This is a genomic window from Streptomyces naganishii JCM 4654 (assembly GCF_014650575.1).
GTDB classification, from domain to species: Bacteria; Actinomycetota; Actinomycetes; order Streptomycetales; family Streptomycetaceae; genus Streptomyces; species Streptomyces naganishii.
Genome location: NZ_BMVF01000002.1, coordinates 468,730 through 490,758 on the forward strand (window position 1 = coordinate 468,730; position 22,029 = coordinate 490,758).

The 22,029-nt window shown below is 74.0% G+C and carries 19 protein-coding genes; 16 read left to right on the forward strand and 3 right to left on the reverse strand.

Annotation, left to right across the window (positions count from 1 at the left end; all coding sequences use genetic code 11):
• Positions 1-35: 35 nt before the first annotated feature.
• From IE217_RS04930 to IE217_RS04995, 14 genes are all read left to right on the forward strand, one after another.
• The gene (locus IE217_RS04930; RefSeq protein WP_190176438.1) at positions 36-1,130 is read left to right on the forward strand and encodes an SRPBCC domain-containing protein; all 1,095 of its coding nucleotides are present in this window, start codon (positions 36-38) and stop codon (positions 1,128-1,130) included.
• Between the two features lie 487 nt (positions 1,131-1,617).
• Positions 1,618-2,406, forward strand: a complete 789-nt coding sequence (locus tag IE217_RS04935; RefSeq protein ID WP_190176439.1) for an aldose epimerase family protein — start codon at positions 1,618-1,620, stop codon at positions 2,404-2,406.
• A 10-nt stretch (positions 2,407-2,416) separates the two neighbouring features.
• Positions 2,417-2,965 (forward strand): orotate phosphoribosyltransferase, encoded by a 549-nt coding sequence (pyrE, locus tag IE217_RS04940; RefSeq protein ID WP_190176440.1) that lies wholly within the window; start codon positions 2,417-2,419, stop codon positions 2,963-2,965.
• Between the two features lie 242 nt (positions 2,966-3,207).
• Positions 3,208-4,239: a class II fructose-bisphosphate aldolase gene (gene fbaA, locus IE217_RS04945; protein ID WP_190176441.1), complete on the forward strand. Its 1,032-nt coding sequence runs from the start codon at positions 3,208-3,210 to the stop codon at positions 4,237-4,239.
• A 198-nt stretch (positions 4,240-4,437) separates the two neighbouring features.
• Positions 4,438-6,144, forward strand: coding sequence for an MFS transporter (locus tag IE217_RS04950; protein WP_190176442.1), 1,707 nt, complete (start codon positions 4,438-4,440; stop codon positions 6,142-6,144).
• A gap of 4 nt (positions 6,145-6,148) precedes the next feature.
• Positions 6,149-6,562, forward strand: coding sequence for a DUF3151 domain-containing protein (locus IE217_RS04955; protein WP_190176443.1), 414 nt, complete (start codon positions 6,149-6,151; stop codon positions 6,560-6,562).
• Between the two features lie 149 nt (positions 6,563-6,711).
• Positions 6,712-7,605: a tryptophan 2,3-dioxygenase family protein gene (locus IE217_RS04960; RefSeq protein ID WP_229865029.1), complete on the forward strand. Its 894-nt coding sequence runs from the start codon at positions 6,712-6,714 to the stop codon at positions 7,603-7,605.
• Positions 7,598-8,914 carry a kynureninase gene (locus IE217_RS04965; protein WP_229865031.1) on the forward strand — a complete coding sequence of 439 codons (1,317 nt, stop codon included), beginning with the start codon at positions 7,598-7,600 and terminating at the stop codon, positions 8,912-8,914. The genes IE217_RS04960 and IE217_RS04965 overlap by 8 nt, the downstream gene beginning before the upstream one ends.
• Before the next feature lie 148 nt (positions 8,915-9,062).
• On the forward strand, positions 9,063-9,968 hold the full coding sequence (locus tag IE217_RS04970) for an alpha/beta hydrolase (protein WP_190176444.1): 906 nt from the start codon (positions 9,063-9,065) through the stop codon (positions 9,966-9,968).
• Positions 9,969-10,167: 199 nt separating this feature from the next.
• Complete coding sequence (locus IE217_RS04975) at positions 10,168-11,253, forward strand: alpha/beta hydrolase (protein WP_190176445.1); 1,086 nt, start codon at positions 10,168-10,170, stop codon at positions 11,251-11,253.
• Positions 11,254-11,389: 136 nt separating this feature from the next.
• Positions 11,390-12,565, forward strand: a complete 1,176-nt coding sequence (locus IE217_RS04980) for an acyltransferase family protein (RefSeq protein WP_190176554.1) — start codon at positions 11,390-11,392, stop codon at positions 12,563-12,565.
• A gap of 68 nt (positions 12,566-12,633) precedes the next feature.
• The gene (locus IE217_RS04985; protein WP_190176446.1) at positions 12,634-13,998 is read left to right on the forward strand and encodes a sensor histidine kinase; all 1,365 of its coding nucleotides are present in this window, start codon (positions 12,634-12,636) and stop codon (positions 13,996-13,998) included.
• Positions 13,995-14,669 (forward strand): response regulator, encoded by a 675-nt coding sequence (locus IE217_RS04990; protein WP_190176447.1) that lies wholly within the window; start codon positions 13,995-13,997, stop codon positions 14,667-14,669. Before IE217_RS04985 ends, IE217_RS04990 begins: the two co-directional genes overlap by 4 nt.
• Positions 14,670-14,887: 218 nt before the next feature.
• Positions 14,888-16,108 (forward strand): cytochrome P450, encoded by a 1,221-nt coding sequence (locus IE217_RS04995; RefSeq protein WP_190176448.1) that lies wholly within the window; start codon positions 14,888-14,890, stop codon positions 16,106-16,108.
• Between the two features lie 32 nt (positions 16,109-16,140).
• On the opposite strand, the gene IE217_RS05000 is transcribed toward IE217_RS04995, so the two are convergent.
• Together IE217_RS05000 and IE217_RS05005 are read right to left on the reverse strand one after the other, a co-directional pair.
• Positions 16,141-17,754: an ABC transporter permease gene (locus tag IE217_RS05000; RefSeq protein WP_190176449.1), complete on the reverse strand. Its 1,614-nt coding sequence runs from the start codon at positions 17,752-17,754 to the stop codon at positions 16,141-16,143.
• Positions 17,751-18,713 (reverse strand): ABC transporter ATP-binding protein, encoded by a 963-nt coding sequence (locus tag IE217_RS05005; RefSeq protein ID WP_190176450.1) that lies wholly within the window; start codon positions 18,711-18,713, stop codon positions 17,751-17,753. The genes IE217_RS05000 and IE217_RS05005 overlap by 4 nt, the downstream gene beginning before the upstream one ends.
• 127 nt (positions 18,714-18,840) lie before the next feature.
• Between IE217_RS05005 and IE217_RS05010 the strand changes: the two genes are divergently transcribed.
• Positions 18,841-19,365, forward strand: a complete 525-nt coding sequence (locus IE217_RS05010) for a GbsR/MarR family transcriptional regulator (protein WP_190176451.1) — start codon at positions 18,841-18,843, stop codon at positions 19,363-19,365.
• 193 nt (positions 19,366-19,558) lie between these two features.
• Here the strand turns inward: IE217_RS05010 and IE217_RS05015 are convergent, their stop codons facing one another.
• Complete coding sequence (locus tag IE217_RS05015; RefSeq protein WP_190176452.1) at positions 19,559-20,452, reverse strand: diacylglycerol kinase family protein; 894 nt, start codon at positions 20,450-20,452, stop codon at positions 19,559-19,561.
• Between the two features lie 195 nt (positions 20,453-20,647).
• On the opposite strand from IE217_RS05015, the gene IE217_RS05020 reads away from it, so the two are divergent.
• Entirely contained in the window at positions 20,648-21,931 is a 1,284-nt protein-coding gene (locus IE217_RS05020; RefSeq protein ID WP_190176453.1) for an adenylosuccinate synthase, read from the forward strand.
• The last annotated feature ends 98 nt before the right edge of the window (positions 21,932-22,029 follow it).

The following is a 22,029-nucleotide window of genomic DNA, read 5'->3' on the forward strand; positions in this document are numbered from 1 at the left end:
GTATTACCGGCCACCACTGGGTACGCTCGGCTGACATGGAGCATGAGGTCTTCGTTCCGGTTCCGGCCCGGCAGCTGCGGGCGGCGCTCGCCGACCCCGCGCGGGTCGCCCGGGCGATCCCGGGACTCCAGCGGGAGGCGGGCGAGGACGTCCTGGCCGGCCGCCTGAAGGTGCGCATCGGCAAGCACTCCGTCACCTACCGCGGCAGCCTGCGGGTCACGGGCCGCGACGACGGCACGTACGCCGTGGCGGGCGAGGGGACGGAGGTCCGCGGCACGGGCTCGGCCGGGCTCGCGCTCACGCTCCGCGTCCGGGACGCCGAGGGCGGCGCGGTCCTCGCCTTCGAGGGCACCGCGACGGCCGGCGGCCGTGTCGCCGAACTGGCCCCGGAGTCGGTGAGCACCGCGGTGACCCGCCTGCTGAACCGTTTCGCGGAGGCACTGGCCGAGCAGGGCCCCGCCGAGGACGGGGAGCCCCCGCAGACGGCGGAGACCCTGGCCACGCAGGACTTCGCCCCCCTGGCCACGGGCGACTTCGAGACCACCCCGGACGCGGAGGACGCCCCGGTCCCACCGGCGGCGGCCGAGCCGGCGCGGGACGCGGGGAACGCGTCGTCGCCGCCCACGCGGGAGGCGGGCGATGCCGACGCACCGGAGGGAGCGGGCGCTGGGGACACGCCCGCCGTGCCCGCCGCCTCGTCCGTGTTCGAGGCCGAGGTTCCGCCGCCCTCCCTCGATCCGCTCGCGGACGAGGAGGAGGGGGAGCTGGGCGAGGAGGCGCCCGAGGCCCGGGACGAGGAGGCGGAGGAGCAGGCGGAGCGCGACGACGTACTGGAGCCCGCGCTGCCGGAGGGCGCCGGCGAGGAACTGGGCGAGCCGCTGCCCGAGGACGCCGCCGAGGACTTCGGCGAGCCGGCGGAGCCGCCCGCCGAGGCGGCGCACGCCCGGCGGACGATGATCGGCCGTAGCGCCGAGGAGGTCGACCACGCGCCGCCCCGCGGCCGCTACGCCCCCGTGCCCGCCCCGCTCACCGTCTCCGGCAACCCGGCCCTGCGCTGGGCGGCCCCCGCCGCCGCGCTGGCCGTGGCGTCGGCGATCATCGTGGGCCGCGCCCTCAGACGCCGCCGCTGAGGCGACGACGGGATGCGCGGCGGCCCACCCGCCGCGGCACACCGGCACAGCCCGCACAGCCCGCACAGCCCGCACAGCCCGCACAGCCCGCACAGCCCGCACGGCCCGGCCAACCCGGTCATCCCGCCGCGCGGCTGGACGGGCATACGGCCACACGCCCGTACGGCTACGCGCGCGTACGGCCACGTGGTCGTCCGGCCGGGCACTCAGGCCGCCGTTGCCGCTGAGGCGGTGGTGGGGCGCGAGGCACCCGCCCCACCCGCAGGCCCCGCACACCGGCACGGCCCGCACAGCCCGCACGGCTCCCACACACCGGCCAACCGGTCATCCCGCCGCGCGGCTGGACGGGCATACGGCCACATGCCCGTACGGCCACGTGATCGTCGGTCGGGTTCTCTGGGGCACCCCCGCGCATCCGCACGCCCCGGCCACGGGCCGCCCGGCCGGGCGCGAAACGCCCTCTTGATCGGCCCAGTAGCCTCGACGCGTGAGTAACGAAGACATCACGCTGACCGCGGGCGACGCGGAAGCGACCGTGCAGCCCGGCAACGGCGGCCGCATCGGAGGGCTCCGCGTCGGCGGACTCGAACTGCTGCGCCAGGGCGAGCGGTTCGGCTGCTTCCCGATGGTCCCCTGGTGCGGCCGGATCCGCGACGGCCGTTTCCGGGACGGCGCCGTCGTCCACCAGATGCCGCTCAACTCCCCGCCGCACGCCATCCACGGCACCGCCCGCGACGGCGCCTGGAGCACGGCCCGCGTCTCGGCCGGCGAGGCCGTGATCACCTACGACCTCGTCGAGCCCTGGCCCTACCCCGGCCGGGTCACCCAGGTCGTCGCCCTGACCGAGGACGCCCTGACGCTGTCGATGTCCGTCGAGACGTACGAGTCCTCCTTCCCGGCGCAGATCGGCTGGCACCCCTGGTTCCACCGCAACCTCGGCGGCGAGGACGTACGGCTGGACTTCGAGCCCGCCTGGCAGGAGGAGCGCGGCGCGGACCACCTGCCCACCGGCCACCGCGTCGACCCCAAGCCCGGCCCCTGGGACGACTGCTTCGGCATGCCCGGCGGCGTGGACGTCACCCTCACCTGGCCCGGGCAGCTGCAGCTGAGCGTCACGAGCCCCGAGGAGTGGGTCGTCGTCTACGACGAGCAGGAGAGCGCGGTGTGCGTGGAGCCGCAGACCGGCCCGCCCGACGGCCTCAACACCCGTCCGCGCCTGGTCACCCCGCTGGAGCCGCTCGAGGCCACGACGACCTGGACCTGGCGCCGCGCTTAAGCTGACTGCCATGAGCGACGTTCGCGGCGAGCTGCTGCAGCAGATCAAGGACAAGGCCGTGGTGCACGGCAAGGTGACGCTGTCCTCGGGCAAGGAGGCCGACTACTACATCGACCTGCGCCGCATCACGCTGGACGGTGTGGCGGCCCCGCTGGTCGGTCAGGTCATGCTGGACCTGACGGCCGGCCTGGACTACGAGGCGGTCGGCGGCCTGACCCTCGGCGCCGACCCGGTGGCCACCGCGATGCTGCACGCCTCCGCCGCGCGCGGGAAGACGCTCGACGCGTTCGTCGTGCGCAAGGCCGGCAAGGCGCACGGCCTCCAGCGCCGTATCGAGGGCGCCGAGGTCGCGGGCCGCCGGGTGCTGGCCGTGGAGGACACCTCCACCACCGGCGGCTCGGTGCTGACCGCCGTCGAGGCGCTGCGCGAGGCCGGCGCGGAGGTCGTCGCGGTCGCCACGATCGTGGACCGGGCCACCGGCGCGGCCGAGGCGATCGCCGAACAGGCGGGCGTGCCCTACGTGTTCGCGTACTCGAAGGACGACCTGGGACTGGACTGAGCGCACGGCCGTGTCCCGGCCGGGGCACGGTCACGGTCCGGCCGAAACCAGTGCCGTGGTCCGGCCGGGACCAGGGCTGTGGTCCGCTCGGGGGAGGCCGGTGCGGACGGGTTATCCACAGGCTGGACAGGGTGGCCGAAGCATCGGGCCTCTTCTGCGAAGATGGGGCCGACGATGACGTCACTCCCTAGGTCAGGGCCGTAAGCACGCAGACGCAACCCGCACATACAAGGAGCGGACAGATGCCCATCGCAACCCCCGAGGTCTACAACGAGATGCTCGACCGGGCGAAGGCAGGCAAGTTCGCCTACCCGGCCATCAACGTGACCTCCTCGCAGACCCTGCACGCGGCGCTGCGCGGCTTCGCGGAGGCGGAGAGCGACGGCATCGTCCAGATCTCCACCGGTGGCGCCGAGTTCCTGGGCGGCCAGTACAGCAAGGACATGGTCACCGGCGCCGTGGCCCTGGCCGAGTTCGCGCACATCGTCGCGGAGAAGTACCCGGTCAACATCGCGCTGCACACGGACCACTGCCCGAAGGACAAGCTCGACGGGTACGTACGTCCGCTGATCGCGGTCTCCGAGGAGCGCGTGAAGGCGGGCCGCAACCCGCTGTTCCAGTCCCACATGTGGGACGGCTCCGCCGAGACCCTGGCCGACAACCTGGAGATCGCCCAGGAGCTGCTGGCCCGCGCCGCCGCCGCGAACATCATCCTCGAGGTGGAGATCACCCCCACCGGCGGTGAGGAGGACGGCGTCTCGCACGAGATCAACGACTCCCTCTACACCACGGTCGAGGACGCGATCCGCACCGCCGAGGCCCTGGGCCTGGGCGAGAAGGGCCGCTACCTGCTGGCCGCCTCCTTCGGCAACGTCCACGGCGTCTACAAGCCGGGCAACGTCGTGCTCCGCCCCGACCTGCTCAAGGAGCTCAACGAGGGCGTCGCCGCCAAGTACGGCCGTCCGGCCGACAGCAAGCCGTTCGACTTCGTCTTCCACGGCGGCTCCGGCTCCACGGAGGAGGAGATCCGCACGGCGCTGGAGAACGGCGTGGTGAAGATGAACATCGACACGGACACGCAGTACGCCTTCACGCGTCCCGTGGCCGACCACATGTTCAAGAACTACGACGGCGTGCTCAAGGTCGACGGCGAGGTCGGCTCCAAGAAGACCTACGACCCGCGCACCTGGGGCAAGCTCGCCGAGGCGTCGATGTCCCAGCGCGTCCTCCAGGCCTGCGGCCACCTCCGCTCGGCGGGCAACAAGCTGAAGTAACGAGCGGTACGCGTCACGCGACGCCCGTTGGGCGACACCCGTCACGCGACGTCCGCGAGCCGCCGGTGGCGGTCGTACCTTCCGGTGCGGCTGTCCACCGGCGGTCCGGCCGCCCCTCGGCGGTCCGGCCGCCCCTCGGCGGTCCGGCCGTCCGCCCGCGGCCTGGCCCGTAGCCCGTCCGCGCGGGATGATCCGAGCATGGCCGTCACCGCGCGGACGCGGCAGAACCCCGCCGTACGGATCTCCACGCCCACGGGCAGGTGGATCCTGCTCACCACCGTGCTCGGCTCCAGCATGGCCCTGCTGGACTCGACCGTCGTCAACGTCGCCCTGCCCCGCATCGGCCGCGACCTCGACGCGAGCCTCGCCGCCCTCCAGTGGACCGTCAACGCCTACCTGGTCACCCTGGCCGGCCTGATCCTCCTCGGCGGCACCCTCGGCGACCGCTACGGCCGGCGGCGGATCTTCGTCATCGGCGTCTGCTGGTTCGCCGCCGCCTCCCTGCTCTGCGGCCTCGCACCCGACCCCACGGTCCTGATCGTCGCCCGTGCCCTGCAAGGGGTGGGCGGCGCCCTCCTCACCCCGGGCTCGCTCGCCCTCATCCAGGCGTCCTTCCACCCCGACGACCGGAGCAGGGCGGTGGGCCTGTGGTCCGGGTTCGGCGGCGTCGGCGCCGCCGTCGGGCCGTTCCTCGGCGGCTGGCTGGTGGACGGGCCCGGCTGGCGGTGGGTGTTCCTGCTCAACGTCCCGCTCGCGCTGCTGTGCGCGCCCATCGCCCTGCGTCACGTCCCCGAGTCGGCCGACGAGCGCGCCCACGGCCGCTTCGACGTGCTCGGCGGGGCCCTCGGCGCGCTCTCCCTCGCCCTGGTGACGTACGCCCTGATCGAGGCGGGCCACGACTCCGTGGCCGTCGCCCTGACCGGGACGGCCGGGCTGCTCGCCGCCGTCGCCTTCGTGTACGCCGAGCGGCGCCACCCGGACCCGATGCTGCCGCTGGACGTCTTCGCCTCGCGCCAGTTCACGGCCGTCAACCTGGTCACGCTCTGCGTCTACGCGGCCTTCGGCGGCTTCTTCTTCCTCACCTCCCTCCAGCTCCAGGTGGTGGCCGGTTACTCGGCGCTCCAGGCGGGCACCTCGCTCCTGCCGACGACCGTCCTCATGCTGCTGTTCTCGGCCCGCTCGGGCGCCCTCGCCGACCGCATCGGCCCGCGCCTGCCGCTCACCGTCGGCCCGCTGCTGTGCGCGGCCGCGATGCTCCTGATGCTGCGGGTGGGCGCGGGCGCCGACTACCTCACCGACGTCCTGCCGGCCGTGCTGGTCATGGGCGCCGGCATGGTCACCCTGGTGGCCCCGCTGACCGCCACGGTCCTCGCCTCCGTGGACACCTCCCGCGCGGGCCTGGCCAGCGGCGTCAACAACGCCGCCGCCCGCGCCGCGGGCCTCGTCGCGGTGGCCGCGCTGCCGCTGCTGACCGGGATGGGCCCGGAGGCGTACCGCTCGCCGGACGCGTTCGACGCCGCCTTCCACAAGGCCATGCCGATCTGCGCGGGCGTCCTGGTGGCCGGCGCCCTCCTCGCCGTCACGACGGTGCGCCGCCCGGCCCCGGACTGCCGCCACCCCGAGTGCCGCACGCACGCCTGGACCACGGCACCCCCACTGGAATCCCGCGGCCGCCCCGAGCGCCCCGAGCCCTCCGGGCCCCGCGAGCCCTCCGGGCCCGGTCGGCGAGCGGGGGCCGTGCCGGGTGCGAAGGCCTCTCCCGGCGCGGGGCCGGAGGCGGTGCCTCCCCCGGACGGCGCCCCGCACGACCCCCGCCCCGACTCCCCGCCCGACCCCCGCCCCGACGCCCCGCCCGCCCCCCGCCCCGGGGCCCCGCACGACCCCCCGGGCGATGCCGCAGACTGAGGGCATGAGCATTCACGAGAACCTCCTGGGCGGCCCGCCCCCCACCCACCTCCCCGACGACCCCGGGCCCCGCGAGCTGCTCGCCAAGGGCACCCCGCCCGCCGAGGTCGCCGCGCGGTACCCGGCGTCCTCGCTGGCCTGGGCGCAGCTGGCCGACGACGCCTTCGAGCGGGGCGCGGCCGTCGAGTCGTACGCCTACGCCCGTACGGGCTACCACCGGGGCCTGGACGCCCTGCGCCGCAACGGCTGGAAGGGCCACGGCCCCGTCCCCTGGGAGCACGAGCCGAACCGCGGCTTCCTGCGCGCGCTGCACGCCCTCGCCCGCGCCGCCGGCGCGATCGGTGAGCAGGAGGAGTACGAGCGCTGCACGCAGTTCCTGAAGGACTCCTCCCAGACGGCGGCGCAGACCCTCGGCTGAGCCGCACACCGTTCGCCGGTGCCCGCCCGCGCGACCGGGCGGGCCTTGCGATCTGCGCCCCTGATGCGCAGGATGCCGGTGGGGACCGGGGCCCCCGTGCCGGCATCGGCAGGGGCGGACCGCTACCCGGAGTACAACAGGAGACAGCGATGTCCCAACAGGCTCACTCCACCCCTCGGCCCACGAAGGACGCGCAGTCCGCGCGACCCGTGCAGCCCGCCGAGGAATCTGAGCCCGAGACCCCGCATCTCGACTTCGAAGGCACCACGCCCTACGAGGACTACGTCAAGGCGGACGTGCTCACCCACCTCCAGCACACCCTCTCCGACGACCCCGGAGAGATGGTCTTCCTGGTCACCACCCAGGTGATGGAGCTGTGGTTCACCGTCATCGTCCACGAGTGGGAGACCGCGGCCCGCGCCCTGCGCTCGGACGACGTGCCGACGGCGATCGCCGCGCTGAAGCGTTCCGTGCGGGAGCTGGAGGCGCTGAACGCCTCCTGGAGGCCGCTCGGCCAGCTCACGCCGGCCCAGTTCAACAGCTACCGCGGCGCCCTCGGCGAGGGCTCCGGCTTCCAGTCGGCGATGTACCGCCGCATGGAGTTCCTGCTCGGCGAGAAGTCCGCCTCCATGCTCGTCCCGCACCGCGGCGCCCCGCGCGTCCACTCCGAGCTGGAGAAGGCCCTGCACGACCCCAGCCTCTACGACGAGGTGCTGCGGCTGCTCGCCCGGCGCGGGCACGCCGTACCGGACGCCGTACTGCAGCGTGACGTGTCCCTGCGCTACGAGCCCTCCGAGGCGGTGGAGGCCGTCTGGACCGACCTCTACTCCGGTGACGAGGACGACGAACTCGCGCGGCTGGGCGAGGCGTTGACGGACGTGGCCGAACTCGTGTGGCGCTGGCGCAACGACCACCTGGTCGCCACCCGCCGCGCCATGGGCGCCAAGGCCGGCACCGGCGGCTCGGCCGGAGTGGCCTGGCTGGAGAAGCGCGCGCAGAAGAACGTCTTCCCCGAGCTGTGGACGGCGAGGTCCCATGTCTGACCTCGACACGAAGGCGCGCGAGCTGGACTCGGCGGACGAACTGGCGCCGCTGCGCGACCGGTTCGTCCTGGACGAGACCGTCTACCTCGACGGCAACTCCCTGGGCGCCCTCCCGGCGAACGTCCCCGACCGCCTCGCCGACGTCATCCGGCGCCAGTGGGGCGAGCTGCGCATCCGCTCCTGGGAGGAGAGCGGCTGGTGGACCGCGCCGGAGCGGATCGGCGACCGGATCGCGCCCCTGGTCGGCGCGGCGCCGGGCCAGATCGTGGTGGGCGACTCCACCAGCGTGAACGTGTTCAAGGCGCTGGTGGCGGCGGTACGCATGGCTCGTGCGGACGACGGTGACCGTACGGGCGACGGTGTCCGTGCGGGGGATGACGTCGGTACCGGCGAGGGCGTCCGTGCGGGCGATGACGTCGGTACCGACGAGGGCGTCCGTGCCGGCGAGGGGGCGGGCGGTACGCGTGGCCGGGACGAGATCCTGGTCGACGCGACCACCTTCCCCACGGACGGCTACATCGCGCGGTCCGCCGCCCGCATGACCGGCTGCACGCTGCGCCCGGTGGCGCCCGCCGAGGTCCCCGGCGCGCTGTCGGCCCGCACCGCCGCCGTCCTGCTCAACCACGTCGACTACCGCACCGGCCGCCTGCACGACCTGCCGTCCCTCACGGCCGCCGTGCACGCCGCGGGCGCGTACGCCGTCTGGGACCTGTGCCACAGCGCGGGCGCCCTGCCGGTGGGCGTGGACGAGCACGGCGTCGATCTCGCGGTCGGCTGCACCTACAAGTACCTGAACGGCGGCCCCGGTTCACCGGCGTACCTCTATGTGCGCCGCGAACTCCAGGACCGCTTCGACTCCCCGCTGCCCGGCTGGACCTCCCACGCCGAACCCTTCGGGATGCGCCCGGACTTCGAACCGGCCCCGGGCGCGCTGCGCGGACGCGTGGGCACGCCCGACATCCTCTCCATGCTCGCCCTGGAGGCGGCGCTGGAGGTCTGGGACGGCGTGCCGGTCGAGGCGGTGCGGGCCAAGTCGCTGGCGCTGACGGACTTCTTCCTGGAGTGCGTCGGCGCGTACGTCCCCGACGGGCGCCTGACCTCCCTGACCCCCGTGTCCCACGAGGAGCGCGGGAGCCAGGTCGCCCTGCGGTGCGCGGACGCGGGCGAGGTGATGAAACGGCTGATCGAGCGGGGCGTGGTCGGCGACTTCCGGCACCCGGACGTGCTGCGCTTCGGCTTCACCCCGCTGTACGTCGGCTTCGCGGACGTGGAGCGGGCGGCCCGGGTGCTGGCGGAGGTTCTGGGCTAGCCGGGGCGCGGGCGGGGCGGGGCGGTCCGGGTTCACCGAGCGTGACATCCGCGTGTAGGCGCACGTCGTGGCCCTGATACCGTCCCCGCCAACCGCGGAACCCAACTCCTGGTCCGCCAATTCCGCACTTTCGCTGAGAGGTTGGAGCATGCCGGACGCCGCCGCACCCAGGGACGCCGCCGCCGCGGAGGAGGAGTCGGCCTTCTCGCACGCGCCCGTCGAGCCCGACAGCACGGCGGCGTACGGCGATCACCCCGACCAGGTGATCGACTTCTACGCCCCGCGCGACCCGGACGCCCCGGTGCCCGGGTCGCAGGCCGCCCCGCTCGTGGTGGTCCTGCACGGCGGCGCGTGGCGGGCCCCCTACGACCGCCGTCACATCACGCCCTTCGCGGACTTCCTCGCCCGCCGCGGCTTCGCCGTGGCCAACGTGGAGTACCGGCGGGGCGCTCCCGGTGCTCCGGAGGGCGGGGCCGGGGCCGGCGGTCCGGTCGCGGGGCGGTGGCCGGACACCTTCGACGACGTGGCGGCCGCGCTCGACGCCCTGCCTGACCTGGTGCGGCAGGCGCTCCCGCAGGCCGACGCCCGGCGCACGGTGGTCACCGGTCACTCGGCGGGCGGCCACCTGGCCCTGTGGGCGGCGGCCCGGCACGTCCTCCCGGCGGACGCGCCCTGGCGCACGGACCGCCCGGCGCCGCTGCGGGGCGTGGTCGCGCTCGCCCCGATCGCGGACTTCACGGTCGCCGGGAAACTGGACGTGTGCGGCGGTGCGGCGCAGCAACTGCTCGGCGGCGAGCGGAAGTTCCTGGAACGGCAGCCGTACGCCGACCCGTCCCTGCTGCTGCCGACCGGCATCGCCACGACCCTCGTCCAGGGTCGTACGGACGTGGTCGTACCGCAGGCCGTCGCCGAGTCGTACGCGGAGGCGGCGGCGAAGGCCGGCGAGGTGGTGGGCCTCACCCTTCTGGGGGAGGTAGGACACTTCCCGCTGATCGACCCGGCGGCGGACGCCTGCGCGGTGGTGGCGGAGGAGATCGCACAACTGGCCTGGTGAGAGCCGCTTCCGGGCGCTCGCCCCGGAGCCGGAGGGATGCCGGGGAGTGCCCCTGCCGCGGCCACCCGGTCATACCCGTAGTACCTGAGAGCTACGGCCGGGAACGGCTCTCCGGCGGGACGCGGGCGACAGCCCCCGCTCCGTAATTTCCCTTCCGTGACGACCCGATGGGCGGGCGGCACGGAGGGGGTGACGAGCGATGGGGCTCGAACGGACGGCTCCGGACACGGGCCTCGGACTCACGGCTCCGGACACGAGGGACACCGGTTACACCGGGGACACCAGGACCGGGGAGGGCGCGGGGGACCCGGCCCACAAGCCGCCGCACCGGGATCGCCGTTGGGGCAGGGTGCTGCTCGCCGTGCTCGTCGCCGCCGCCGTGGTGGTGCCCCTGTCGGCCGCGGCCCGCCCGCGGATACCGGCTCCGGCCCCGGTGGTACTCCCCCCGCTCACCCGCGCCACGCTGAACGCGGCCTACGCCGCGAACCGCGCCGACGCCGCCGAGGCGTCCCGCATGGCCGAGGCGCACGGCGACACGGCACGCGCGGCGGTGGACGGTTCGCTGGCGGCCCCCGGCCGCCAACTGCTCGCCTTCGACGGCCGGGGCTCCGGACGCGTGACGGAGGTCGACGGCGACCTCGCGCACGCCGACCGTGTGGCGGTCCTGGTCCCGGGCTCCGACACCTCCCTGGACACCTACGGCCGTTTCCGGCGGACCGCGAGGGCACTTTCCCGGGAACTCGACCGCCAGGCCCCGGCCGGCACCCGCACGGCGGTCGTCTCCTGGCTCGGCTACGAGACACCGGGCACCGTCAGCGCCACCGTCCTCACCACGGGCCGCGCCGAACAGGCGGCCCCGCATCTGCGTGACCTGGTGCGGGAGTTGCGCGCCGTGGTGGGCGAGCGCCCGCACCTGACGCTGGTGTGCCACTCGTACGGCTCGGTGGTGTGCGGCCGCGCCGCCAACGGCCTGGACGTCTGCGACATCGCCCTGATCGGCAGTCCGGGCACGGGCGCCGGCTCCGTGGCCGAACTGCGCACAGCGGCCCGCGTATGGGCGGCCCGGGGCGGCGACGACTGGGTGGCGGACGTGCCGCACGTCCACGCCGACCTCCTCGGCACGACCGTCGGCTTCGGCACCGACCCGATGGACCCGGCGTTCGGCGCCCGCCGCTTCAGTGCCGGCAAGGGCGGCCACAGCGACTACTTCGCCCCCGGCTCCCCCTCCCTGACCAACCTGGCCCGGATCGTCCTGGGCGCCCCGAGCGAGGTGCGAGGTGACTGACCGAACCCCGGCCCCGACAGGCACAGCAGGCGGGGCAGGCACCGCGAGCACCACCGCGAGCACCACCGCCATCCCGCCCGCGCCCGCGACCGCCCGCCTCCTGCCGCGCACCTCCGCCCGGCGGCGCCTGCGGGCCATGGCGCACGACGTGCACCGCCTCACCCCGTCCCACCGCGACCGGGCGGTCGACGCCCTGCGGGCCTTCGCGATCCTCGGCGTGGTCCTCGGGCACTGGCTGGTGACCGCCCTGGTCGCGGACACCGGCGACAGCCCGCACCGCACCCTGCACACCGCGAGCCCCCTCCAGCACATGCCGTATCTGGCCCCCATCTCCTGGGCGTTCCAGACCCTCGCCGTGTTCTTCCTCGTCGGCGGCCATGTGGGGACCCGCGGCTACGCCTCCGCCCGCGCCCGCGGCACCACGTACGGGCAGTGGCTGCGGGCCCGGATGTCCCGGCTGTTCAGGCCGGTCGCCGCCGTGCTCGCCCTGTGGACGGTCGCCGCGGCCGCCCTCCTCCTGGCCGGCGCCGACCTCGGCACGGTGCGCACGCTCGTCAAACTGGCCCTGTCCCCGATGTGGTTCCTGCTGGTGTTCGCGGCGCTGACGGCCGCGACCCCGCTGCTGACCCGGCTCAGCCCGCTGTGGCCGCTGGCCGTCGTCCTCCATGTGGACCTGCTGCGCTTCGGCCTCGGCGCGCCCTCCTGGCTCGGCTGGCTGAACCTCCCCGCCGGCTGGCTGGTGCCGTACACGCTCGGCGCGGCCTGGACCCGGGGTGAGCTGGACCGCCGCCGCGCGGGCTGGATCCTGCTGACCGGCGGCGCGGCGGCGACCGCGGGCCTGGTCGCATGGGCGGGCTACCCGGCGTCGATGGTCGGCGTCCCGGGCGCCGCGGTCTCCAACCTGAACCCGCCGACCCTGGCCGCCGTCACCTTCGGTCTGGCCCAGTGCGGCCTGGCCCTGCTGCTGCGCGCACGGCTGCGCCGCGCGATGCGCCGCCCCCTCGCCTGGGCGGCCGTGGCCCTGGTCAACCTCTCCGCCATGACGATATTCCTCTGGCACCAGACCGCCCTGATGGCGACGACCGCCACCGGCCTGCTCGCGGGCCGCCTGCCCGGCCTGCACACCGTTCCCGACGGCGCCGGCTGGGTGATGGCCCGGCTGGCCTGGCTGCCGGTGTTCGCACTCGCCCTGACGGGGTGCTGGGTGGCGTTCCGCGCCTACGAGCAGCGGCCCCGTCGGACGCGGCACCGCCCCTCCCGAGTCATCCGCGTGCACCGGGGCCGGACCGGTGGCCATATCCGTAGTACCTGAGAGGGATGCCCGATGACCCCCCTCACTGGGGACGACCGCGACCCCCTCCTCCACCTACCGTTTCCATCGTGACCGAGACGACCCAGACGCAGACGACGCCGAACGGCGCCTACGGCGCGTCGCAGCAGCGCAGCCCGGAGTTCCGGCTGGCCGCGGACGCCCTGCGCGGGCTGCGGCAGGACCTGTTCCACGACGCCTTCGCCTACCGCCCGCTTCCCCCCAGGAGCGTCGACGGCCCGCCGAGCCGGAAGCTGTTCTCCGGCCGCACCAGGAAGTACGCCGCCTGGGCGCCGCACGCCGTGGTGGGCGCGGTCGCGCTGGTGTCCCTCCTCGCCGGGTGGGCATCGGCGGACAGGGGGGCGGCGAGTCTGCCGGTCGGCCTGCTGGCCGCGGTCCCGGTACTGCTGACGCTGGTGCGTCCGGTCGGCGCGTTCTGGCTGTCCCTGGCGGCGGCCGCGGTCTCCTCGGCGGTCGTCGGCACTCTCGACTGGCCCTGGCCGCCCGGCGGCTTCATCTCCCACCTGGCGGTGCTCACGGTGGTGGCCATACGCACCCGGCCGCGCACCGCGGCCTGGATGTGGGCGCTCACCGCGGCCTACGGCTTCGTCGCGGACACCCTGTTCGGCGACGGCTTCACCAACAACTCGGCGCCCATGCTGCTACTGGCCGCCCTGCTGCTGCTGGCCGTGACCGTGTGGCACATACGGCGCAGCGCCAAGGAGGAGGTGACCGCCCAGCAGACCGTGACCGCGCACGAGCGCTCCCGCCGCACCCTGCTGGAGGAGCGCACCACGATCGCCCGCGAGCTGCACGACGTGGTGGCCCACCACATGTCCGTCGTCGCCATCCAGGCCGAGGCGGCGCCCTACCGGGTGGAGAACCCGCCGCCCGAGCTGGAGAAGGCCTTCGCCACGATCCGGGAGAACGCGGTCGCGGCCCTGACCGAACTGCGCCGCGTCCTCGGCGTGGTCCGCGCGGAGGACTACGAGGCCCCCGAGGCCCCGCAGCCCACCCTCGCCGACCTCGACACGCTGCTGGCCAACGTCCGGGAGGCCGGCCTGACGGTGGACAAGGCGGTGACCGGAGCCGTGCGCGAACTGCCCCAGGGCGTGGAGCTGTCGGCGTACCGGATCGTCCAGGAGGCCCTGAGCAACACCCTGCGGCACGCCCCCGGCGCGAGCGCCCGCGTCGAGGTGGGGTACGTGCTCGGCGGGCTCGGCCTGCGGATAGTCAACGGCCCGCCCCCCGAGCCGTCCCTGATCAAGCCCTCACCCGGGGCGGGCCACGGCATCACCGGCATGCGGGAGCGGGTCTCGATGCTGAACGGCGAGATGACGGCCGGACCGGCCGGGGACGGAGGGTACGAGGTGGCGGTGTTCCTGCCGGTCCCCTCGGCGGCCGAGCGCGCGGACGACAGCGGGGCCGGTGCATGACGAAGGGCACGATCCGCGTACTCATCGCCGACGATCAGATGATGGTGCGCGAGGGATTCTCCGTCCTGCTGAACGCGATGCCGGACATCGAGGTCGTCGGCGAGGCCGTCAACGGACGCGAGGCGGTGGAGCGGGTGCGCGAACTCGCCCCGGACGTGGTGCTGATGGACATCCGCATGCCGGAGCTGAACGGCATCGAGGCGACCCGCGAGATCGTCGCCGCCGACGGCACGGCGAAGGTGCTGGTGCTCACCACGTTCGACCTCGACGAGTACGTGTACCAGGCGCTCAGGGCGGGCGCCTCCGGCTTCCTGCTCAAGGACGCCTCGGCGCGTCAACTGGCCGACGGGGTAAGGGTGGTGGCGTCCGGGGAGGCCCTGCTCGCGCCGTCGGTCACCAGACGGCTGATCACGGAGTTCTCCAAGCTGTCCGAGCCCCCGCGCACGATGGCGGGAGCGCAGGCGGCCTACGGGGACCTCACCGAACGGGAGACGGAGGTGCTGGTGCTGATCGCGCAGGGCCTGTCCAACGCGGAGATCGCCGGGCGGCTCGTGGTCGCCGAGTCGACGATCAAGACCCATGTGAGCCGCATCCTGGTCAAACTGGGCCTGCGCGACCGGACCCAGGCGGCGGTCTTCGCCTACGAGGCCCGACTGGTGACACCGGGCTGACAGCCGAGCTCGCATGCGGGACTTCAGCCACCGACTGGCGAAGGAACTGCAGTGAACCTTCCCCGCCCTCGCCTTCGTCGCGTTCGTCGAGGGTGTGAAGAGGGGCTCCGGGCTGCCGGACGGCGTCCCTGACGGAGCCTGATCCATCGCCTGGTGAGCTGCTGTGTTCCTCCCGGAAGGGGTGGGCACGGGGCGGGGTGGCGTCCTATCGTCCGTCCATGACGGCTGCAACCGACCTCGCGTTCGATCCCTGGGACCCGGCGTTCGTCGTGGACCCCTACCCCGCCTACGCCGAGCTGCGCGCCCGGGGCCGGGTGCTCTACTACGAGCCCAGCGACCAGTGGCTGGTGCCGCGGCACGCGGACGTCTCGGCGCTGCTGCGGGACCGGCGGCTGGGCCGCACCTACCAGCACCGGTTCACGCACGAGGAGTTCGGCCGCACCGCGCCCCCGCCGGAGCACGAGCCGTTCCACGTCCTCAACGACCACGGGATGCTCGACCTGGAGCCGCCGGACCACACCCGGATCCGGCGGCTGGTGTCGAAGGCGTTCACCCCGCGGACGGTGGAGCAGCTGAGGCCGTACGTGCACCGGCTGGCGGGGGAGCTGGTCGCCGGCCTGGTGGAGGCGGGCGGCGGCGACCTGCTCGCGGACGTCGCCGAGCCGCTGCCGGTGGCCGTGATCGCCGAGATGCTGGGCATCCCCGAGGCGGACCGGGACCAGCTGCGGCCCTGGTCGGCGGACATCTGCGGGATGTACGAGCTGAACCCGTCCGAGGAGACGGCGGCGCGGGCGGTGCGGGCGTCGGTGGAGTTCACGGAGTACCTGCGCGGGCTGATCGCGGCCCGCCGCGAGGAGCCGGGCGAGGACCTGATCTCGGGGCTGATCGCGGCGCACGACGAGGGCGACCGGCTGACGGAGCAGGAGATGATCTCCACGGCGGTCCTGCTGCTCAACGCCGGCCACGAGGCCACGGTGAACGCGACGGTCAACGGCTGGTGGGCGCTGTTCCGCAACCCGGACCAGCTGGCGGCGCTGCGCGCGGACCACTCCCTGGTCCCGTCCGCCGTCGAGGAGCTGATGCGCTACGACACCCCGCTCCAGCTCTTCGAGCGGTGGGTGCTGGACGAGATCGAGATCGACGGCACGGTGATCCCGAGGGGCGCGGAGATCGCCATGCTCTTCGGCTCGGCCAACCACGACCCCGAGGTCTTCGCCGACCCCGGCCGGCTGGACCTCGCCCGCCGGGACAACCCGCACATCTCCTTCAGCGCCGGCATCCACTACTGCATCGGCGCCCCGCTGGCCCGCATCGAGCTGGCCGCCTCCATGACGGCCCTGCTCGAACAGGCCCCGACCCTGTCCCTGGCGGCGGAGCCGGAGCGCAAGCCCAACTTCGTGATCCGGGGCCTGCGCGGGCTGGACGTGGAGATCCGCTGACGCCCGGGCCCGCCCCAGAGCCCGGGAGGCGGTCAGGTCGTCAGGTCGCGTCGGCGCAGGCCGGCCAGGCCGCCCGCCACCAGGGCCGCGGCGAGTGCCAGGAGGACGCCCACCGGGGTCCAGTCCATGGCGCCGCCCGGCAGCCTGGGCAGATGGCCGAAGGGGGAGAGGTCCAGCACCGGCTGGGGGACGCCGAGGGCGGGGCCGATCCAGCCGATCAGCAGAGCCGCGCCGGCCACCCCCCAGGCCGCCACGGCACCCCGGGGCAGCAGCCCGTACAGGAACACGGCGATGCCTCCGATCACCCACACCGCGCTGACCTGCACGAGGCAGGCGCCGAGCACCGGGCCCACCTGCCTGCCGTAGCCGACCGCGAAGCCGAGGCCGGCCAGGAGCATGATCAGGACCGAGCCAGCGAAGGCGATCACCAGATGCCCGGCGGCCCAGCGCAGCCGGCCCACCGCGCCCGCCAGCACCGGTTCGGCGCGGCCCGAGGTCTCCTCGGCGCTCAGCCGCAGCACGGAGGAGACGACGTAGAGCGCGGCGATCAGGCCGAGCATGCCGACCATCGCGGCGAGGAAGGCGTCGGTCAGGCCCGACTGGCCGCCCATCCGCTGGAAGATCTCACGCGCCCGCTCGTTGTCGCCGACCAGCTTGGCCGCGCCGTCCGTCATCCCGCCGTAGACGACGCCCGCGAGGAAGAAGCCCAGGCTCCACCCGGCGACGCCGCCCCGCTGGAGCCGCCAGGCCAGCGCGCCCGCGGTGCCGAGCCGGCCCTCGGCGGGCCCCGGCCGCGTCGGCAGGAAGCTCATGCCGACGTCACGGCGTCCGGCCAGTTCGTAGGCGGCCCAGCCCTGGAGGGCGGTCGCGGCGGCGACGAGGAGCAGCACCCACCAGCGTTCGGCGGCGAAGGCCCGCAGCTCCTCCAGCCAGCCGAGCGGGGAGAGCCAGGTGAGGACGGACGAGCCGTCGGCGGAGGCCGAGTCGCCCGCCGCGCGCAGGACGAACGCGGCGCCCAGCACCGCAGCCGTCAGCCCGCGCGCCAGCCGGGCGCTCTCGGTCAGCTGGGCCACGATCGCCGCCATCGTGGCGAAGACCATGCCCACGCCCGCGATCCCGAGCCCGAGGGCGAGCGCCCCGGCGGCCCCCTGCCCGGCGAGACCGGCGGTGACGACGAGAGCCAGGGCGGCGTTGGCGACCGCGGCCGCCAGCAGGGCCGCGGTCAGCGGTGCGCGGCGGCCCACCATCCCCGAGGACACCATCTCCTGCCGCCCGCTCTCCTCCTCGTCGCGGGTGTGCCGTACGACGACGAGCAGGCTCATGACGGCCGCGAGCGCACCCGCGTACACGCCCACCCGCCAGGCGGTCAGCGCGCCGAGGGAGTCGTCGAAGACCGGGCCGACCATGGCGCGCAGGGAGGTGTTGCCGGACACCTGGTGCAGGAGGCCGGCGCGTTCGGCGGGGGTGGCGTACAGGCCCTTCAGGGCGTTCGGCATGGAGAGGACCATCAGCGCGTTCACCGCGGCCCAGACCGGGATCATCACCCGGTCCCGGCGCAGGGCGAACCGCAGCAGGACGCCCGTACCCGCGAACTGGCGCGATCCGCCCGCTCGCGCGACGGGGGCGGTGGCGGCCGTGGCGGTCATCGGGTCACCGCCGGTTCTCCGGAAGACTCCTCCTGGTAGTGGCGCAGGAAGAGTTCCTCCAGGGTCGGCGGGGTCGAGGTGAGCGACCGCACGCCGGACCCGGCGAGGGCGCGCAGCACCTCGTTCAGCTTGTCGGTGTCCACCTGGAGGCGGACCCGGCGGCCCTGGACGTCGAGGTCGTGGACGCCGGGCAGGGCGCTCAGATCTGCGGGCGGGACGGCGAGTTCGGCGGTGACGCTGGTACGGGTCAGATGGCGCAGGTCGGCCAGCGAACCGCTCTCCACGGTGCGGCCCTTGCGGATGATGCTCACCCGGTCGCACAGTTCCTCGACCTCGCTGAGGATGTGGGAGGAGAGCAGGACGGTGCGGCCGCGCTCGCGTTCCTCGGCCACGCAGCGCTGGAAGACCTCCTCCATCAGCGGGTCAAGACCCGACGTCGGCTCGTCGAGGATCAGCAGGTCGACGTCCGAGGCGAAGGCGGCGACCAGGGCGACCTTCTGCCGGTTGCCCTTGGAGTAGGTGCGGCCCTTCTTCGTCGGGTCCAGTTCGAACCGCTCGGTCAGCTCCGCCCGGCGCCGCCTGTCCAGGCCGCCCGCCCGTCTCCCGCCACCACCCTGCACGACGCGCTGCGCGCGGCCCCCTTGACGCAGCCTGCCGTACAGGTCGATGACCTCGCCCCCGGAGAGGTTGCGCCACAGGGTGACGTCGCCGGGGACGTAGGCGATCCGGCGGTGCGTCTCCACCGCGTCGCGCCAGGGGTCGCGCCCGAGGATCCGCGCGGTGCCGGAGTCGGCGCGCAGCAGGCCGAGCAGGACGCGGATGGCGGTGGACTTGCCGGCGCCGTTGGGGCCGAGGAAGCCGTGGACCTCGCCGGTCTCGACGTCCAGGTCGAGGCCGTCCAGCGCGTGGGTGGCGCCGAACGACTTGTGCAGACCCGAGACGGTGATTGCCTTCGTCATGCTTCGCAACGTACGCTTCTTTCACAAACTTGTGAAGTTAAGGAACCATATAAACTGCGTAGGGAGAGGCCCGGCACACGGCGGCGGTGCGCGAGGGTGATGCCTGGACAGGGGAGATGATCCGGCAATGACGGAGCGGGCGGACAGGGCCGATCGGTCCACGGTGGAGCGGGACCCGGAGGCGGTGTCGCGGTTCGTGGAGCACTTCGCCGCCCAGCTCGTCGAGGCGGGCGTGCCCCGGATGCCGGCCCGGGTCTTCGCCGCGCTCCTCGCCTCCGACTCCGGCACCCTGACCTCGGCCGAGCTCGGTGAGCGGCTGCGGATCAGCCCGGCCGCCGTGTCCGGCGCGGTGCGCTATCTGGCGCAGGTGCACATGGTGTCCCGGGAGCGCGAGCCCGGCTCACGGCGTGAGCGGTACCGGGTGCACGGGGACCAGTGGTACGAGGCGCTGACCAGCCGCGAAACGGTCATCAAGCGCTGGGAGCACGCCCTGCGCGAGGGCGTCGACAGCCTCGGCGCCGCCACCCCGGCCGGCCGGAGGCTGGCCGAGACGCTGGCCTTCTTCGAGTTCGTCGACACGGAGATCGCCGAGATGATGAACCGCTGGCGAGCCCACCGCGAACGCCTCTTCGGCACCCAGGGCACCCACTGACTCCCGGGCGCCCACTGCCCCCGGACACCTGCTGACCCCGGGCGGCCAGGGCTCCCGGCCCGCACCGACCCGCCCCGGCCCACCGGAACCCCGGCCGCGCACCAGCGCCCCGACAGCCCCCTCGGGTTCCGGCCGCCGTCACCCCGTCACCCCGTCACCCATTCACCCCATCGCCCCGGCGACCCGTTCCTCATCACCCCTGCGCCGGCAGCGTCAGCCCCCAGGCCGCCTCCCGCACCCGCCACGTCCGCCTGCGTACCGGCCCCGAGACCACCGCGTCCGCCCGGTAGCGGAAGTCCGCGCCGGTGACCGTCACCGTGCGCCCCTCGGCGAGCAGGGGGGACGCCTCGGCGCCGGGGCCGGACAGCGGGCGTACCTCGACCGCGGCCACCCCGCCGCCGCCCGGCGCGACCGACACTGCCTCCACGGGCTGGTCGAGGTCGACGACCGTCCGCCCGTCGACCTCCACGCGCAGCCGGGCGGCGGCCCCGGACCCGTCGACGGCCGTCGCCCAGGACGCCCAGGACGGCCGCGAGGGCAGGGTCACCAGGGTCCGTACGAGCGACTGACAGGTCCGCAGCCAGTCCCGCCCGGCCCCCGCGCCGGCAGCCGTCACCCCCGCGTCGGCCCCCGCGCGGACCTCCCGCGCGGACAGCGGCGGGATGTGCAGCGCCCCCAGCACCACGCCGTCGCTGTCGTCGACGAGGAGGTCGAGCCGCCGTTCGGCGCCCTCCAGCACCGCCCGCGCCGCCGCGACCGTACCCGTCGGCACCCCCAGCGAACGGGCCAGGGACACGACACCCCCGACCGGCACGACGGACAGGGCGCACTCGGCCAGCTCCCGCTGCCGGTGCAGCACGGACACCGCCCGCAGCAGCGCCCGGTCGTCGCCGACCACCACCGGCCGCCGCGAGCCGCGCCGGGCCAGCGCGCGGGCGAACTCCTCCGGCCCCTCCGGCAGGCACACCTTGGTGGAGGCACCCGCGCTGAGCACGTCCTTCGCGATCCGCACGGACTCCCCGTCCGTCCGCCGGGCGACCGGGTCGATGACCACCAGCAGCTGTCCGGACGTCGGATAAGTCGCCACCTCGGTCCTGCCTCGCTTCCTCGGGTAGCATCTTTGTGCAAGAGCCCCTTGCGCTATTGCGCCAGGGGCTTCGTCTATTCCGGGGCATCCGGTCCGACGGTTGTGCGGCCAACGACGGTCGCGCGGTGCACGCGGCGGTGAACCCGCGTACGCCCCTGACCTTGGACATGCCCCGCCCGGAAGGGGTGTACGCGCGTGCCCGCACTTGTGCTGCTCGGTGCTCAGTGGGGTGACGAGGGCAAGGGAAAGGCCACCGACCTGCTCGGTGGCTCGGTCGACTATGTGGTGCGTTACCAGGGCGGCAACAACGCCGGCCACACGGTCGTCGTCGGCGACCAGAAGTATGCACTGCATCTGCTCCCTTCCGGAATCCTCTCCCCCGGTTGTACGCCCGTCATCGGAAACGGAGTCGTCGTCGACCCGTCGGTCCTGCTCTCCGAGCTGAGCGGTCTGAACGAGCGCGGCGTCGACACGTCGAAGCTGCTGATCAGCGGCAACGCGCACGTCATCACGCCGTACAACGTCACCGTCGACAAGGTGACGGAACGCTTCCTCGGCAAGCGCAAGATCGGCACCACCGGCCGCGGTATCGGCCCGACCTACGCGGACAAGATCAACCGCGTGGGCATCCGGGTGCAGGACCTGTACGACGAGTCGATCCTCACCCAGAAGGTGGAGGCGGCCCTCGACGTCAAGAACCAGATCCTCACCAAGCTCTACAACCGCCGCGCCATCGCCGTGGACCAGGTGGTCGAGGAGCTGCTGGGCTACGCCGAGCAGATCAGGCCGTATGTCGCCGACACCGTGCTGGTCCTCAACCAGGCCCTGGACGAGAACAAGGTGGTCCTCTTCGAGGGCGGCCAGGGCACGCTGCTCGACATCGACCACGGCACGTACCCCTTCGTCACCTCCTCCAACCCGACCGCAGGCGGCGCCTGCACCGGGGCCGGCGTGGGCCCGACGAAGATCAGCCGGGTCATCGGCATCCTGAAGGCCTACACGACCCGTGTGGGCTCGGGGCCCTTCCCGACCGAGCTGTTCGACGAGGACGGCGAGGCGCTGCGCCGCATCGGCGGCGAGCGGGGCGTGACCACGGGCCGCGACCGCCGCTGCGGCTGGTTCGACGCGGTCATCGCCCGCTACGCCACCCGCGTCAACGGCCTGACCGACTTCTTCCTCACCAAGCTCGACGTCCTCACCGGCTGGGAGCAGATCCCGGTCTGCGTGGCCTACGAGATCGACGGGCAGCGCGTCGAGGAACTGCCGTACTCCCAGACCGACTTCCACCACGCCAAGCCGGTCTACGAGACCCTGCCCGGCTGGTCGGAGGACATCACCAAGGCGAAGTCCTTCTCCGACCTGCCGAAGAACGCCCAGAACTACGTCAAGGCGCTGGAGGAGATGTCCGGCGCCCCGATCTCCGCGATCGGCGTGGGCCCGGGCCGCGACGAGACGATCGAGATCAACTCGTTCCTCTGAGCGTCCCTTTCCTGAGGCCCGGGGATCTGATGGGATGGCCGGTGCGGTGAACCCGACCGGCCATCCCATCGTCTACGGCGCCGAGCGGGATGGGGAGA

What these genes read in the sequence shown, in the direction of transcription:
- IE217_RS04930 (WP_190176438.1), top strand. Translation starts at nt 36, where the DNA reads ATGGAGCATGAGGTCTTCGTTCCGGTTCCGGCCCGGCAGCTGCGGGCG.
- pyrE (WP_190176440.1), top strand. Translation starts at nt 2,417, where the DNA reads ATGAGCGACGTTCGCGGCGAGCTGCTGCAGCAGATCAAGGACAAGGCC.
- fbaA (WP_190176441.1), top strand. Translation starts at nt 3,208, where the DNA reads ATGCCCATCGCAACCCCCGAGGTCTACAACGAGATGCTCGACCGGGCG.
- IE217_RS04950 (WP_190176442.1), top strand. Translation starts at nt 4,438, where the DNA reads ATGGCCGTCACCGCGCGGACGCGGCAGAACCCCGCCGTACGGATCTCC.
- IE217_RS04955 (WP_190176443.1), top strand. Translation starts at nt 6,149, where the DNA reads ATGAGCATTCACGAGAACCTCCTGGGCGGCCCGCCCCCCACCCACCTC.
- IE217_RS04960 (WP_229865029.1), top strand. Translation starts at nt 6,712, where the DNA reads ATGTCCCAACAGGCTCACTCCACCCCTCGGCCCACGAAGGACGCGCAG.
- IE217_RS04965 (WP_229865031.1), top strand. Translation starts at nt 7,598, where the DNA reads ATGTCTGACCTCGACACGAAGGCGCGCGAGCTGGACTCGGCGGACGAA.
- IE217_RS04970 (WP_190176444.1), top strand. Translation starts at nt 9,063, where the DNA reads ATGCCGGACGCCGCCGCACCCAGGGACGCCGCCGCCGCGGAGGAGGAG.
- IE217_RS04975 (WP_190176445.1), top strand. Translation starts at nt 10,168, where the DNA reads ATGGGGCTCGAACGGACGGCTCCGGACACGGGCCTCGGACTCACGGCT.
- IE217_RS04980 (WP_190176554.1), top strand. Translation starts at nt 11,390, where the DNA reads ATGGCGCACGACGTGCACCGCCTCACCCCGTCCCACCGCGACCGGGCG.
- IE217_RS04990 (WP_190176447.1), top strand. Translation starts at nt 13,995, where the DNA reads ATGACGAAGGGCACGATCCGCGTACTCATCGCCGACGATCAGATGATG.
- IE217_RS04995 (WP_190176448.1), top strand. Translation starts at nt 14,888, where the DNA reads ATGACGGCTGCAACCGACCTCGCGTTCGATCCCTGGGACCCGGCGTTC.
- IE217_RS05000 (WP_190176449.1), bottom strand. Translation starts at nt 17,754, where the DNA reads ATGACCGCCACGGCCGCCACCGCCCCCGTCGCGCGAGCGGGCGGATCG.
- IE217_RS05005 (WP_190176450.1), bottom strand. Translation starts at nt 18,713, where the DNA reads ATGACGAAGGCAATCACCGTCTCGGGTCTGCACAAGTCGTTCGGCGCC.
- IE217_RS05010 (WP_190176451.1), top strand. Translation starts at nt 18,841, where the DNA reads ATGACGGAGCGGGCGGACAGGGCCGATCGGTCCACGGTGGAGCGGGAC.